The organism is Yoonia sediminilitoris (assembly GCF_003058085.1).
Taxonomy (GTDB): Bacteria; Pseudomonadota; Alphaproteobacteria; order Rhodobacterales; family Rhodobacteraceae; genus Yoonia; species Yoonia sediminilitoris.
In genome coordinates, this window is record NZ_QBUD01000006.1 from 65,320 (window position 1) to 79,429 (window position 14,110).

Sequence of the window (14,110 nt, forward strand, 5' to 3'; positions counted from 1 at the left end):
CTCGCGCCTGGGACCGCGACGAAAGCGACGTGCAATGCGCCATCCAAAAACTGCAAAACAAATGACGATACCGGCCCAAACAAGAGTCAGATTTGTCAGTGTCCCGACATGGAGCTCAAGGCTGACCAACGCCGTGGCGTTCAGAATATTTGCAGTCATCATCAGTTCGGAGGTCGCAACGCGTATTTAATTATTATCACCAAAAGGTAAACGCAGCATCATGAAGGGCGCGAGTCGCTTCTACCTACCGGACTTTTTCAAAGGAAATGGCGACATCACCAATGTCGATGCCGTACCGCTTAACGTAGGCGCGATTGAATAGCCGGTCCTCGGACAGCAGCCACATCCAGTCGTCAAAGGTCACACGCATCGTCTCCACTGTGCCATCTGCGGATGGAATGGGCAGGTCGATCTCGTATTTCCAGTTGAACCGATTGTCCTGTTCCGTACCTGTGGCGGCTCCAATGACACCGGGTGCTGTGCCTTGCCAACTGTCCGGGCCGGTTTTTGTCAGTGTCCATATGCGTTGTTCCGTGGCGCCATCCTCGTAGTCGAAATCCTCGACCAGCCGGAGGCGGGACCCGTCCCAATCGCCCGTGATTGTCACCACAAAGCTGCGGCGCACTGTGCCAAAGATGTCCTGAAATTGCCCATAGGCCACAAGCTCGCCATCAAAGAATTCCTCAAGGTTCAGCTTTCGGTCACTGAGACTGGGGTCGTCGAATGACGGTTTGCCCGTGCAGGCCGTCAAAACAACAAGGGCGAGAACGATTAAACAGCGCATGGCATTTCCTTCAAAGTTGCCCTTTCTACGTCAGGTCGGTGCCATCAGATCAGAAACAGCGGCAAGATAGATCAGGCGGGGGTCGGTCGCATCGCCAAAGCGGAGATGGTCTGGCTTGCGAAAAGTCCGGCCACCGCCAAAGCGAACGGCCGCAAAGATGCACCATCTGCGTAACAAGCCAACACCAGATGATTTCATCGTGGCCAGCATCACCCTGTCGGCAAACCTCCTATCGCATCCGTTTGCCGTCCCGCCCGGTATCCCCTGCCACGCAACATAGAGGAAATCATGGACAATCGCGGCCTCCAGTCACAGGCCAGCACGGCTGACCAAGCTTCGAAACAGCGCGGGGACGCTGGTCAGGTCGGTGACAAATCCCGGCGGCACCGTGATTTCATGGGCCTGCCCATCCGCGCAAAGCCAGCGCAGACCAAGGGGCGCGCCAGTCAGATAAAGGTCCTCGCCCGCACGCGAGGCGCTGCCGTCGCGGGCAATGATCCCTTCGCTGGGGCGAAACAGGACAAGACTTTTGGTCAGACATGCATCCGTGACCGGGGTGTCTGTGACGGGGTATGGGTTCTGCGGGTCATAGGCGCAATCAAAGCATTTCATGGCAGGTCTTTCGCATTTTGGGAATGCGGGCCAGTCTATCGGGTGAGTTCGGTTCGCCGGGTAAACGGACCGCGCGCAGATTGCCCCTTGCCCGCACCGCGCCACGGGATTACGCCGGTGCTATGCTAGACGATGCTGATGATATCCACCCGCTGTTCCACGGCGCGCCCAAGACCACCGAGTTCAAGAAGCTACGCAAACGTATCGTCAAATACGTGCGTGAAGCAGTTGAACAATACGGAATGATCGAGCGCGACGCGCGCTGGCTTGTCTGCCTCTCTGGCGGCAAGGACAGCTATACCCTGCTGGCCGTGCTGTATGAGCTGAAATGGCGCGGCATCCTGCCTGTCGATATTCTGGCCTGCAACCTTGATCAGGGGCAGCCGGGTTTTCCGGCCACCGTCTTGCCTGCGTTTCTGGAAAAGATGGGCGTGCCGCACAGGATTGAATATCAGGACACCTATTCGATTGTGATGGACAAGGTACCGCAGGGACGCACCTATTGCGCGCTGTGTTCACGGTTGCGGCGCGGCAACCTGTACCGGATCGCACGCGAAGAGGGCTGTAGCGCCGTTGTGCTGGGGCATCACCGCGATGACATTCTGGAAACCTTCATGATGAACCTGTTTCACGGCGGCCGGTTGGCAACAATGCCGCCCAAACTGGTCAATGAAGAAGGCGATCTGTTCGTCTACCGGCCATTGGCACATGTGGCCGAGGCAGACTGTGAAAAGTTCGCAACGGCAATGAATTACCCGATTATTCCCTGCGACCTGTGTGGTTCGCAAGACGGGCTGCAGCGCCAGCAGGTCAAACAGATTCTTGACGGGTGGGAAGCAAATTCGCCGGGGCGCCGTCAGGTCATGTTCCGCGCCTTGATGAATGCGCGCCCGTCGCACCTGCTTGACCCCAAGCTGTTTGATTTTGCCGGGTTGGCCAGGTCTGACGACACGCAGCTAGATAGATAAAGGCCGACAAAGGCTTTGTTAAATGTCATGCCGGCTTGCGGTTTGAACGGCCCAGGGACGAAGCCGCTGGAGCGGCAACGGCACGTTTGCCGGATGTTGTGCTTTAGCCATAAGACAACTCGTTTTGCTATCTGTCGAATCCGTTTGATGATCGGTACCTATCAATCGTCAATCATCAGGTTCATGACAGAGGTGATAATGAGCCCGTCCCACTGCCCTTCGCAGGCCATACGCACGACACCCTGAAATCCCGCTTCCTGACCCGCATCAGAAAATCTGCATCAATACAGACCTGCAAGACTATTTGTGCGGGGTTCACACCGCTTAATTCAAGAAGGCCGCAACCTTTTGTTGCAGACTTCTTGATAACCGACAAAGCAAAGGTCGATTAATTATCGCCGTTCGTCTCTGACACCAGCGCACCGTCGGACCAGATGCCGGTGCTTTCCTGACCGTTGGCGAATGTCATTGTGCCCTCGCCTTCGCGGCGGCTGCGCACGAATGTACCTTCGTAGACGTCACCGTTGGAATAGGTGGCCACACCTTTGCCGTTGATTTCACCGTCGGCCCATTCGCCCGTATATGTGAAACCGTCAAGCATGGTGATTTCGCCCTGACCGTCGCGTTGTCCGTTGCGGAATTCGCCAACATAGACCGTGCCGTCGGCATAAGTAGCGGTGCCTGTCCCGTTACGCTGCCCTTCGGCCCATTCGCCTTCGTAGACGTACCCGTTGGCATAGGTCATCTTGCCTTGCCCGTGTGTTTTTCCGTCAAGGAACGCGCCCTCGTAGACCAGGCCATTGACGTAGGTGGCGACACCTTCACCGTTGATCACGCCGTCTTTCCACGATCCTTCGTAGACGGAGCCGTCAGGATAGGTGATCTTGCCGCTGCCATCCGCCACATCGTTCGCAAAGGTGCCCACGTAGACGGACCCGTCAGGATAGGTGACTTCGCCCTCGCCTTCGATCTGGCCGTCGACCCATTGACCGACGTAAACATATCCATCGCTGCCCCTGAATGTGCCAGTGCCATTACGCCTGTCGTTGACGAAAGAGCCTTCGTAGGTGTCGCCGTTGACATAGGTGACTTTGCCTTCGCCTTCGCGGCGGCTGTCAACCAGCGTGCCTTCGTAGATATCACCGTTTGCGTGGGTCAGCGTCCCTGCGCCCTGGATTTTTCCATCAACCCACTGGCCGCTGTAAACGACGCCGTCGGCCATGGTCATCGTGCCGATGCCGTCACGTTCACCGGCGACAAGCGTACCTTGGTAGACAGAGCCGTCCGCATAAGTGACGGTGCCTTCGCCTTCCTTGATGCCGTTGATCCAGTTGCCTTCGTAGATATAGCCATCGGGGCTGGTCATGGTGCCAACGCCATTGTGCATGGCGTTCCGGAACTCGCCCTCGTAGATAACACCATTGGCATAGGTCATTTTTCCATCACCGGTCATGTTACCATCGACCCAGTCGCCTTCATAGACGCTGCCATCGGTGAAGGTGATTCGGCCCTGCCCCTCGGGCTTGCCTGCGGCAAATTTGCCCTCGTAAACCGACCCGTTGGGGAATCGCGCCGTACCTTGGCCCCTGATTTCGCCTGCGACCCATTCGCCGGTGTATTCGAAACCGTTGGGCAGGCGGTAAGTGCCGGTGCCGTCCTGCTTACCATCGACAAAGGTGCCCTCGTAGACGCCGCCATCGTCATACTGCTTTGTTTGGACTTCTTGTGCGTGCGCGCCCACTGCCAACCCGGATGTCAGCAACCCGACGACGAGTGCCTTTGATAATCCAACCCTATGCATCAATATTCTCCGATCCGCTCCCTGCCCGCAAAATCCTAGTTGAGCGCTAACAGTCTGACAACGCCTAACCTGTGTTGAGCTGCGCAACTCTGACCTTCCGGCTTTTCACCGGGTGACATTCTGATACATGCATTGCAGCCTATTGGGACAAAACTATGACAAAAAAATTCCGGTTAACGCTTGCGCAACTGAACCCGACTGTCGGTGATTTGGCAGGAAATACAGCACAGGCGCGCGACGCATGGGAGCAGGCCAAGGCCGCAGGGGCCGATATGGTCGCCCTGCCCGAGATGTTCGTGACCGGCTATCAGACGCAGGATTTGGTGGCACGTCCGGCATTCGTCGCAGAATCGATGGTGCGTATTCGCAGCCTTGCGCTGGATTGTGCGGACGGTCCCGCCTTGGCGATCGGCGGCCCTATGCAAGAAGAGGACCGGCTCTATAACTGCTATTTCATTCTGCAGGGCGGCAAGATCAGCGCCATTATGCGCAAGCACTTCTTGCCGAATTTCAATGTTTTCGATGAAGTCCGTCTATTCAAAAGCGATGCCATTGCAGGGCCCTATACCATCGAGGACGGCCCCCGCATCGGCAGCCCGATTTGCGAAGACGCATGGTATCCCGACGTTTGCGAAACGATGGTCGAAAGCGGCGCGGAGATCCTTGTTGTCCCCAACGGGTCGCCATATTTCCGGGACAAGTTCGCGATCCGGATGAACAACATGGTCGCCCGTGTGGTCGAGAATGACAGGCCCCTTGTCTATCTGAATATGGTGGGCGGTCAGGATGACCAAATGTTTGACGGCGGTTCATTTGTGTTGAACCGTGGCGGCAGATTGGCCATGCAATTACCTGTCTTTCGCAGCACAATCGCCCATGTTGATTTCACACTGACCGATCAGGGTTGGGAAGCGGACGCGGGTGAAAAAGCCACACTTCCTGACAATCTTGAGCAAGACTACCATGTCATGGTCGAGACCTTGCGCGACTACATGCGCAAGACAGGGTTCACAAAGGTCCTGCTGGGGCTTTCCGGCGGCATAGATAGCGCCATTGTGGCCGCCATCGCGACAGATGCGCTTGGGCCCGAAAATGTGCGCTGCGTCATGCTGCCTTCGGAATACACCAGCCAAGGGTCGCTGGACGATGCTGCCGCAGCGGCCAAGGCGCTTGGCGTCAAGTATGATACGGTCAGCATTGCTGGCCCCCGCGCCGCCGTAACAGAGGCGCTCGCCCCGCTCTTTGGCGACATGCCCGCCGACCTGACCGAAGAGAACATCCAGTCCCGGATCAGGGGGTTGTTGCTGATGGCACAATCCAACAAGTTCGGAGAAATGTTGCTGACCACAGGCAACAAGTCAGAGGTCGCGGTCGGCTATGCCACAATCTATGGTGATATGGCGGGCGGATATAACCCCATTAAAGACATGTATAAGACGCGGGTTTTCGCATCATGTCGCTGGCGAAACGAAAATCATCGCGACTGGATGAAAGGACCCGCGGGAGAAGTGATCCCTGTAGCGATCATCAACAAGCCCCCGTCAGCGGAATTGCGGCCCGACCAGAAAGACGAGGACAGCCTGCCGCCCTATGACATCCTTGACGGCATTCTTAAGATGCTGGTCGATGATGAAGCATCCGTCGCGGAATGCGTCGCCGCCGGTTATGACCGGGAAGTGGTAAAAAAAATCGAACATCTGATCTACATCAGCGAATACAAGCGCTTTCAATCCGCCCCCGGCCCGCGCTTGTCCAACCGCGCTTTCTGGCTGGACCGTAGATATCCGATCGTAAACCGTTGGCGCGACAGCAGCTAAGGCAGATCGCAAATAGCGTGATTTCATGCTAGCGTTCCTTTTGCCTTGAATAGTGCAAAGCGGGGCGCGGCAATGGCTGAGAATAAGACCCATTTCAATGACGCATCGGTTGCTGGCTTCCTGCAAGCGGTCGCACACCCTGTGCGACGGGCAGATGCCTTGGCGCTGGACGCCATGTTCCGGCGCGTGTCCGGGTTTGAACCCAGGATGTTTGGCCCCACAATCGTGGGATACGGCCGCTATGCCTACACCTACGGTTCGGGCTACTCAGGCACCTGTCAGGCCACGGGGTTCAGCCCCAGAAAGGCGCATCAGGTTATCTATATCATGCCCGGCTATCAGGATTTCAGTCACATCCTGAAGCGTCTGGGCAAGCACAAGCTGGGCAAATCCTGCCTCTACATCAACAAGCTCGCTGATGTGGAGATGGCCGTGCTCGAAGAGTTGGTGGCAGCCGGATTGGCGGACCTTGGCAAGCGCTGGCTCGTGGAACCGACATGAGTTCAGGATGAATGGGCACTGACCTTGGTGAGTCCAGCCACCAAAGATGGACAATCGCATGCAGTCGTGACAAAGCACCCCTAATCAGGAGACACGCCATGACGACCACCAGATTCGCCCCTTCCCCGACAGGCTGGTTGCATATCGGCAACCTGCGTGCGGCCTTGTTCAACTATGCCATCGCCCGCCAGAATGGGGGCACCTTTATCCTGCGGATCGACGACACCGATCAGGAACGGTCGAAAGACGAATATATTCAGGGGATCAAGGATGATCTGACCTGGCTGGGTATGGATTGGGACCGGGTCGAACATCAGTCAAAACGTTTCGACCGTTATCAGGCCGCCAAACAGCGGCTAATCGACATGGGGCGACTATATGAGTGTTTCGAAACCCCCGTTGAACTGGACCTGAAGCGCAAAAAGCAGCTCAACATGGGCAAACCGCCGGTCTATGACCGGGCGGCGCTGTCGCTGTCGGACGAGGAAAAAGACAAACTGCGCGCAGAACGCGGATCGCATTGGCGATTCAAGCTTGATCAGGAACGGATCGAATGGACAGACGGGATCATCGGCGACATCTCCATTGATGCGGCCTCGGTCAGCGACCCGGTCCTGTTCAAGAACGATGGGCAAATCTTGTATACACTGGCGTCTGTGGTGGATGACACCGAAATGGGTATCACCGATGTTGTGCGCGGGTCCGACCATGTCACAAACACGGCCACGCAAATCCAGATGATCATGGCACTGGGCGGCACTGTGCCCCGCTTCGCACACCATTCGTTGCTCACCGGCCCGCAGGGCGAGGCGCTGTCAAAACGGCTGGGGACATTGGCGCTGCGGGATCTGCGCAAAAGCGGAATCGCACCACAGGCGATCCTGTCGTTGATGGCCAGATTAGGGTCGTCAGACCCGGTAGAACTACGGACAGACATCCGGGACGTTGTCGATAACTTCGACATATCAAAGTTCGGGTCGGCACCAACAAAGTTTGACGCCGAAGACCTCAAACCCCTCACCGCCCGATACCTGGGGACGCTCAGCCACCAGGACGTGGCCGACGTTTTAACGTCGGCTGGGGTGCCGGATGCTTTGCATGAACCCTTCTGGGAAGTCGTGCGCGACAATATCGGGACACTTGACGATGTTGCAGGCTGGTGGGCTCTCTTCCGCGACGGTGCAACGCCTCTGGTCGCTGAGGAAGACAAGGACTTTATTGCCAAAGCGTTGTTCCTGCTTGATAATCCGCCCTACAACCCGGACACATGGGCGCACTGGACGCAACTGGTAAAAGAAGAAACCGGGCGCAAGGGCAAAGCCCTGTTCATGCCGCTGCGCAAGGCTGTCACCGGGTTGGAACGTGGCCCGGAAATGGCAGACGTGATGCCGCTGCTGCAAACAAAGCCGCGTGTCTGAGTCTGGCAAACAAATAACCATTCGCCGCGAGCGCGGCTTTTTTGCGATCTTTCGCAAGCTGATTATCGATGTTGACGGCACGCCTGTCCTGAAAATCAAGGCCGGCGAGGAACATGCAACCTGCCTGCCCTCAAATGCGTCTCGACTTTGGATGCGTTTGGGCGGACAGCGATCTGAACCTTTTGACCTTGATCAGGTGAAAGAGCGGGAGCAGCTCGTGATTTATATCATACCGCAAAGCTTTCAGGACATGCGCAAAAGTAAATCGATCCCCTTCGGGATCAGGATTGAGCAGAGCTGAATGGTTGAACAGAAAGCCGTCTTTACCCAAGGAAACCTGTTTCGCCATATCACGGTGATGTCCGTGACCTCATCGGTCGGTTTGATGGCGATTTTCTTTGTGGATCTGGTGGACATGATTTTCATCTCCATGCTGGGCAAGGCCGAATTGGCCGCCGCCGTGGGGTACGCAGGCGCGGTTCTGTTCTTCACCACATCTTTCGGCATCGGCATGGCGATTGCCGCAGGCGCGCTCGTGGCCCGCGCATTGGGCGCAAATGACACCGATGAAGCCCGCCGTCGCGCGACCAACTCTTTGGTTTACGGCGTGGTATTTGGTGCCGTCTTTGCGGCTGTCGTCTGGTACAATCTGGATTTCCTTGTCAGTCTTTTAGGGGCGACAGGCGAAACGCGCGGTCTCGCGGTCCATTACTTGCAGATTATCGTGCCCTCGCTGCCATTTCTGATGATCGGCATGATCGGCGGTGCCATCTTGCGGGCACATGGCGATGCCCGCAGGGCCATGATGGCAACAATCTGGGGCGGCACCGTCAATGCCGTGCTTGATCCGATCCTGATCTTCGGGCTTGACTTGGAACTGACCGGAGCCGCTTTGGCAAGCGTTGCCGCGCGGCTGACCATCGCCGGCGTGGCGCTGTTGCCACTGGTCCGCAACCACGGCGGCCTGGACAAGCCAAGCATTGGCAGTCTGCATCTTGATCTGCGACCGATCCTTGCCATCGCCCTTCCAGCGATCCTGACCCAATTGGCAACCCCAATCGGGCAGGCCTATGTCACACGGGCAATGGCCGAATACGGGGAAGAGGCCGTCGCAGGCATGGCGATCATCGCGCGCATTACACCCGTTGGCTTTGGCATTATCTTTGCGCTGTCAGGTGCGATCGGCCCGGTCATTGGCCAGAACGCCGGCGCGGGCCTGACAGACCGGGTCAGCCGTGCATTTCGCGACGGGATCATCTTTACCGCTTTGGTCGTGATCATCGCGTCAACATTGTTCTTTCTTGCCCGACCGCTGCTGGCGTCGGTGTTCGAACTGGATGGCATCGCGCTGTCGCTGGTGTTCTTGTTCGCGGGTCCATTGTCATTGATGTTCTTCTTCAATGGGGTTTTGTTCGTTGCCAATGCCGCGTTCAACAACCTTGGCCGTCCCCTCTATTCAACAATCCTGAATTGGGGCCGGCACACATTGGGAACGATCCCCTTCGTCATGGTTGGCGCGGCGTGGTACGGGGCACCGGGCGTGTTGATTGGGCAATATGTCGGAGGTGCCGTCTTTGCTGTTCTCGCGCTGGTATTGGCCCGCCGCGTTCTGGCCGAACAAGGTCCACGCGATACTGTCGAACCGTTCGCGCGGCAGGCACGCCTGTTCAGTCTCTTTAACCGCCGCCACTAGGCGTTAGCAGAAACACCCCCGTCAGCTTTCATCCAAGCCGCTTGAGGTGATGATCAACCAAAGCCGTTTCCACAGCCGTCAGGCTTTGATGCCTTGGATAGCGGGGCGCGTCCCGATCATCCACAACCCCGGTTTCCCAGCCTGTCGTGGTGGAAAAGAAGTCCTCTACACCCTGTTCCCCGAACTGTTGCAGGAAACCTTGTGCAACAACGTCCAGGTAGCTTCGCAGGATCGGCTTTTTCTGCCCTTCTTCAGCCAGATTTTTCGGGCTGACCTGATAAATTGCGACCGGTCCAGCATGATCAAGCGTGCCGGTAATGTCGTGGCGGTCATAGGCCGCCTCCCTTTCATCAAGGGCCGCCCAGTCGGCACCCGGTACATGGGCCAGAATACCGTCAATCGCGTAGTCCTCGGACCGCTCGACTGACAGAAAGGCCGCGTCATAGTGTGTGGATGTACGCCAGATCCGATGCCATCCGCCCAAGCGAACAGGGCGCGATGCCGCGTAATTATGGGTGGCCAGATTGACCAGACTGCCATAGCCGAAAAATGCAGGATCGTTCATTCGCGTGCCCTGAGTACTTGTGCCGGTTTTGCCGCCAATGGCCGCCATGCAAAGGCAAGCCCTGCCAGCAGTGATGCCATAACCCCGCCAAAGATAATCAGCAAGGCATTGGACCAGATGACACTGTAGTCGCTTTCCATGATAAAGGTCGACACAGCCCACCCACCCAGAATGCCCGCGCCCAGCGCCACGACGCCCGCAGCCAGCCCCAATAGCCCGGCACGTAACGCAAAACTGGTCATGATCCGCCCGCGTGATGCCCCCAGCGTTTTCAGCACAGCCGATTCAAAAGTGCGCGCCCGCTCGCCTGCTGCTGCGGCCCCGATAAGGACAAGGAAACCCGTGACCAGAGTGATCAGCGCGCCATACCGGGTCGCAGCAGAAATACCGCCCACAAGTTCGATCACCTGATCAATTGCATCCCTGATCCGAATGGCCGTGATGTTGGGATAGGAGGTGGCCAGGTCACGCAGAATCTGCGCCTCGGCTTGTTCTTCTGCGTAGACAGTTGAAATCCAGCTATGCGGCGCGCCTGCAAGGGCCGCTTCGTTCATTGCCAGAACAAAACCAATGCCTGCGTCTTCCCAGCTGACGTTGCGAAAGCTGGTGACTTTACCCGTGATGTCGCGCCCCAACACATTGATCGTGAGCGTGTCGCCCAATTCCAGACCGATCTCTCGCGCCTCTTCCTCGGCAAAGCTGATTTGGGGTGGGCCGGTGTAGCCTTCTGGCCACCATGCCCCGCGTGTGACCTCTGTCCCCTTCGGCATCGCATCGGCATAGGTGATGCCCCTGTCGCCGCGAATAACCCAATGGCCGCCCGCCACCTCGGTTGCGGATTGGCCGTTGATCTGGGTGATGATGCCGCGCAGCATCGGGGCGGTATCGACCCGGCTGACGGCCTCATCGCCGTTCAGCCGATCCATGAAACCGTCGATTTGGTCTGGCTGGATATCAACAAAGAAATAACTTGGTGCGACCTCTGGCAAGTCATCGGCAAAAGAGCTGCGCAGGTTTCCGTCAATCTGTCCAACCGCAGCCAGCACAGTCAGCCCGAGACCCAGCGACAGGACCACGGATGTCGCTTCGCCGCCGCGCGCACCAATCGACCCTAGCGCCAGCCGGAGCGCAGGACGACCACGCGCAGGTTTGCGAAATCGCCGTGCGATCCAGCGGATAATGACTGCAGCGACCACGAGAATTGCAAGTGATCCCGCAATCCCGCCCGCCGTCCACAATGTCAGGAAAACCGTGCCGGAAAACCAAATCGCCGCACCGATGAGCGCCGCAATGAGCACCGCAATCGCCACGAGGTACTTGGGGGCAGGCAGGCTGCTGGACCCGGCGAACGCGTCGCGAAACAGCGTGGCTGCGCGAATCTCCTCGGTCTTGGCCAAAGGCCAGAGCGTAAATACAAGCGCCGCCAGCAGCCCGTAAATCGCGGCCTCGACCAGCGGCATGGGGTAGATGGCAAAGGCCGCCGGGATGGGCAATTGCGCCTCGATCACCGGAGCGAAAAGCACTGGCAGTCCGGCCCCAACGACCAAACCGATCATGATCCCCACAAGGGTCAGCACACCGACCTGCAAGAAGTAGGTCAAAAAGATCGTCTGGCGGGTTGCGCCAAGCGTTTTCAATGTCGCAATCACGCCGGTCTTGCCTGCCAGATATGACCGCACAGCGGCAGACACCCCCACCCCGCCGACAGCCAACCCGGACAGGCCAACCAGAATCAGAAACGCACCGATACGTTCCACGAATCGCGCGGCACCACCGGCCCCGCGACGGCTATCGCGCCAGCGCATCCCAGTGTCCCGAAATTGCGCCTCTGCGCTGGCTTCAAGCGCCTGCAGATCAGCGCCGGGCGGCAGGTCAAGCCTGTATTCGGTCGAGAAAAGCGTGCCCTCACTGATCAGTCCGGAATTCGCCAGATCATCCGTCAGCACAATTGTCCGTGGCCCGAGGCCGAAACCACCGGCCGAATTGTCGGGATAGCGGTCAAGCACTGCGCGCAGGGTAAAATCCTGCGTGCCAAGCCTGAAACTGTCGCCGGGGGTCAGGCCCAGCCGGTCGACCAGCACCCTTTCCATCACGGCGCCCTTGTCGGCCAATGCATCTGCCATCGACATATCGGGGGAAAGCTGCACGGCGCCAATCAGCGGGTACGCATCATCCACCGCCCTGATCTGGGTCAAGCCGCGCTCGGCCTCGCCGTTTCGCTCAACGACGGCCATGGACCGAAAATCGACCGTTTCAGAATATTCGTCCGAAATGCCTTCGATCCACGCCAATTCGGCGTCGCGGGCAAAACGGTAGGTGAATTCCACCTCTGCGTCGCCACCCAGAAGGGCAGCACCATCACGTTTCAACCCAGCCTCGATTCCTGCGCGTACGGTGCCGACAGCGGCAATCGCGGCGACACCAAGGGCAAGACAAGCCAGAAAAACGCGAAAACCGCGCAAACCGCCGCGCAATTCGCGTAGGGCGAACCGTGATGCGATGCGCAAACTCATTCTGCAGCCTGCGCCATGCCGGTGTCGACATGCCCGTCACGCAGGCGCACAATCCGGTCGCAACGCGCGGCGAGTTCCGCCGAGTGTGTCACCATGACCAATGTGGCACCGTGCCTGCCGCGCAAATCGAACAGCAAATCCATGATGGCCTTGCCGTTGGTTTCATCCAGATTCCCCGTCGGTTCATCCGCCAACAGCAAACGCGGGCGCGGTGCCGATGCGCGCGCAAGGGCGACCCGCTGTTGTTCGCCACCGGACATCTGGCTGGGATAATGGTCAATGCGGTCGCCAAGGCCGACAGCACGTAATTCCGCCTCTGCCCGGTCAAATGCGTCCTTTGCGCCGGCCAGTTCCAGCGGGGTTGCGACATTTTCCAACGCAGTCATTGTCGGGATAAGGTGGAAAGATTGGAACACCACCCCCATATTGTCCCTGCGAAAGCGGGCCAGCTGGTCCTCGTTCATTGCGGTCAGTTCCTGGTCCAAGGCCAGAATACTGCCCGACGATGCCTGTTCCAGCCCGCCCATCAGCATAAGGAGCGACGACTTGCCCGACCCACTTGGCCCGATGAGGCCCAATGTTTCCCCCGCCGCAACGGTCAGCGAGATGTCATGCAGGATGTCGACACGGCCCGCATTGCCATCAAGCGACAGGCTGGCATCAGTGATTGTCAAAACGGGGTCGGTCATGAAGCGTGCCTTTTTCGGGGTCGGTTCAACTGGATATGGGGCAATTCGCGCCCTGCGCAACCTGACAACGGCGGTTTTGCTAACAACTGGTGCGGCACAGGCGGATTCCCTCACGATTGCAGCACTGGGTGACAGTCTGACGGCAGGGTATGGTCTGCCACAGGGCGAAGGGCTGGTACCCCAGCTTCAAGAGTGGCTGGACGCACAGGGCGCGCAGGTGCGCATCATCAATGCAGGCGTCTCTGGTGATACGACAGCGGGCGGTTTGTCGCGGGTTGACTGGACGCTCACGCCGGACGTTGATGCGATGATCGTGACGCTTGGCGGCAACGACTATTTGCGCGGAATTGACCCGGCGGTGAGCAGGGCCAATCTGGACGGGATCCTGGCCAAGGGCCAAGCAGCCGGGGTCGACATGCTGCTGGTCGGCGTGAACGCCGGGTCAAACTATGGGCCGGATTATCAGGTCGCTTTCGAAGCGATGTACGAAGAACTAGCCGCGGAATATGATGTGCCGCTCTACCCGGGTTTCTTTGACGGGCTGCGTGCTGCGGCCGGATCGCTGGACGGGATTTCGGCATACATGCAAGCGGATGGGATTCACCCGAACAAGGCTGGCGTTGCACAAATCGTGCAGGATCTCGGGCCAGCGGTTCTTTCCCTGATCAGGGGCTGACGCAAAATCGTCTGGCGTGCGCTGGAACGCCAAATAACAGCTGGCTTGAAATTGAATTGAAACGCAAAAGGGC

12 protein-coding genes and 1 pseudogene are annotated in these 14,110 nt (G+C 58.1%); 7 read left to right on the forward strand and 6 right to left on the reverse strand.

Annotated features, from left to right (window positions below; translation table 11 throughout):
* Positions 1 to 244: 244 nt before the first annotated feature.
* Together C8N45_RS12665 and C8N45_RS24115 are read right to left on the reverse strand one after the other, a co-directional pair.
* Positions 245 to 784, reverse strand: coding sequence for a DUF3833 family protein (locus tag C8N45_RS12665; RefSeq protein ID WP_108386627.1), 540 nt, complete (start codon positions 782 to 784; stop codon positions 245 to 247).
* 30 nt (positions 785 to 814) lie between these two features.
* A pseudogene (locus tag C8N45_RS24115) lies at positions 815 to 1,396 on the reverse strand (DUF1353 domain-containing protein).
* A 122-nt stretch (positions 1,397 to 1,518) separates the two neighbouring features.
* Here C8N45_RS24115 and ttcA point away from each other — a divergent pair.
* Complete coding sequence (gene ttcA, locus C8N45_RS12680) at positions 1,519 to 2,364, forward strand: tRNA 2-thiocytidine(32) synthetase TtcA (protein ID WP_108386766.1); 846 nt, start codon at positions 1,519 to 1,521, stop codon at positions 2,362 to 2,364.
* A gap of 388 nt (positions 2,365 to 2,752) precedes the next feature.
* Here the strand turns inward: ttcA and C8N45_RS12685 are convergent, their stop codons facing one another.
* The gene (locus C8N45_RS12685; RefSeq protein WP_108386630.1) at positions 2,753 to 4,165 is read right to left on the reverse strand and encodes an MORN repeat-containing protein; all 1,413 of its coding nucleotides are present in this window, start codon (positions 4,163 to 4,165) and stop codon (positions 2,753 to 2,755) included.
* A gap of 155 nt (positions 4,166 to 4,320) precedes the next feature.
* Here C8N45_RS12685 and C8N45_RS12690 point away from each other — a divergent pair, with 155 nt between their 5' ends.
* The 5 genes from C8N45_RS12690 (at position 4,321) to C8N45_RS12710 (ending at position 9,594) form a co-directional block, all read left to right on the forward strand.
* Positions 4,321 to 5,982: an NAD+ synthase gene (locus C8N45_RS12690; protein ID WP_108386631.1), complete on the forward strand. Its 1,662-nt coding sequence runs from the start codon at positions 4,321 to 4,323 to the stop codon at positions 5,980 to 5,982.
* A 72-nt stretch (positions 5,983 to 6,054) separates the two neighbouring features.
* Positions 6,055 to 6,483, forward strand: a complete 429-nt coding sequence (locus C8N45_RS12695; RefSeq protein ID WP_108386632.1) for a DUF1801 domain-containing protein — start codon at positions 6,055 to 6,057, stop codon at positions 6,481 to 6,483.
* A 98-nt stretch (positions 6,484 to 6,581) separates the two neighbouring features.
* A complete protein-coding gene (gene gltX / locus C8N45_RS12700; protein ID WP_108386633.1) occupies positions 6,582 to 7,901 on the forward strand; it encodes a glutamate--tRNA ligase in 1,320 nt (439 codons plus the stop codon).
* Complete coding sequence (locus C8N45_RS12705; protein WP_108386634.1) at positions 7,894 to 8,202, forward strand: hypothetical protein; 309 nt, start codon at positions 7,894 to 7,896, stop codon at positions 8,200 to 8,202. Before gltX ends, C8N45_RS12705 begins: the two co-directional genes overlap by 8 nt.
* Positions 8,203 to 9,594: an MATE family efflux transporter gene (locus C8N45_RS12710; protein ID WP_108386635.1), complete on the forward strand. Its 1,392-nt coding sequence runs from the start codon at positions 8,203 to 8,205 to the stop codon at positions 9,592 to 9,594.
* 28 nt (positions 9,595 to 9,622) lie between these two features.
* Here the strand turns inward: C8N45_RS12710 and C8N45_RS12715 are convergent, their stop codons facing one another.
* Genes C8N45_RS12715 through C8N45_RS12725 form a run of 3 tightly spaced genes read right to left on the reverse strand, consistent with a single transcriptional unit; the run spans position 9,623 to position 13,361 of the window.
* A complete protein-coding gene (locus C8N45_RS12715; protein WP_108386636.1) occupies positions 9,623 to 10,159 on the reverse strand; it encodes a gamma-glutamylcyclotransferase family protein in 537 nt (178 codons plus the stop codon).
* Complete coding sequence (locus C8N45_RS12720) at positions 10,156 to 12,672, reverse strand: ABC transporter permease (protein ID WP_108386637.1); 2,517 nt, start codon at positions 12,670 to 12,672, stop codon at positions 10,156 to 10,158. The genes C8N45_RS12715 and C8N45_RS12720 overlap by 4 nt, the downstream gene beginning before the upstream one ends.
* Positions 12,669 to 13,361 (reverse strand): ABC transporter ATP-binding protein, encoded by a 693-nt coding sequence (locus tag C8N45_RS12725; RefSeq protein ID WP_108386638.1) that lies wholly within the window; start codon positions 13,359 to 13,361, stop codon positions 12,669 to 12,671. Before C8N45_RS12725 ends, C8N45_RS12720 begins: the two co-directional genes overlap by 4 nt.
* Here C8N45_RS12725 and C8N45_RS12730 point away from each other — a divergent pair.
* Positions 13,360 to 14,037: an arylesterase gene (locus C8N45_RS12730; RefSeq protein ID WP_108386639.1), complete on the forward strand. Its 678-nt coding sequence runs from the start codon at positions 13,360 to 13,362 to the stop codon at positions 14,035 to 14,037. The genes C8N45_RS12725 and C8N45_RS12730 overlap by 2 nt on opposite strands.
* Positions 14,038 to 14,110: the final 73 nt, after the last annotated feature.

Excerpts from the sequence above, each read along its gene's own strand:
- C8N45_RS12720 (WP_108386637.1), bottom strand. The coding sequence starts at position 12,672 with ATGAGTTTGCGCATCGCATCACGGTTCGCCCTACGCGAATTGCGCGGC.
- C8N45_RS12710 (WP_108386635.1), top strand. The coding sequence starts at position 8,203 with ATGGTTGAACAGAAAGCCGTCTTTACCCAAGGAAACCTGTTTCGCCAT.
- C8N45_RS12730 (WP_108386639.1), top strand. The coding sequence starts at position 13,360 with ATGAAGCGTGCCTTTTTCGGGGTCGGTTCAACTGGATATGGGGCAATT.
- ttcA (WP_108386766.1), top strand. The coding sequence starts at position 1,519 with ATGCTAGACGATGCTGATGATATCCACCCGCTGTTCCACGGCGCGCCC.
- C8N45_RS12695 (WP_108386632.1), top strand. The coding sequence starts at position 6,055 with ATGGCTGAGAATAAGACCCATTTCAATGACGCATCGGTTGCTGGCTTC.
- C8N45_RS12725 (WP_108386638.1), bottom strand. The coding sequence starts at position 13,361 with ATGACCGACCCCGTTTTGACAATCACTGATGCCAGCCTGTCGCTTGAT.
- C8N45_RS12690 (WP_108386631.1), top strand. The coding sequence starts at position 4,321 with ATGACAAAAAAATTCCGGTTAACGCTTGCGCAACTGAACCCGACTGTC.
- C8N45_RS12685 (WP_108386630.1), bottom strand. The coding sequence starts at position 4,165 with ATGCATAGGGTTGGATTATCAAAGGCACTCGTCGTCGGGTTGCTGACA.
- C8N45_RS12665 (WP_108386627.1), bottom strand. The coding sequence starts at position 784 with ATGCGCTGTTTAATCGTTCTCGCCCTTGTTGTTTTGACGGCCTGCACG.
- gltX (WP_108386633.1), top strand. The coding sequence starts at position 6,582 with ATGACGACCACCAGATTCGCCCCTTCCCCGACAGGCTGGTTGCATATC.
- C8N45_RS12715 (WP_108386636.1), bottom strand. The coding sequence starts at position 10,159 with ATGAACGATCCTGCATTTTTCGGCTATGGCAGTCTGGTCAATCTGGCC.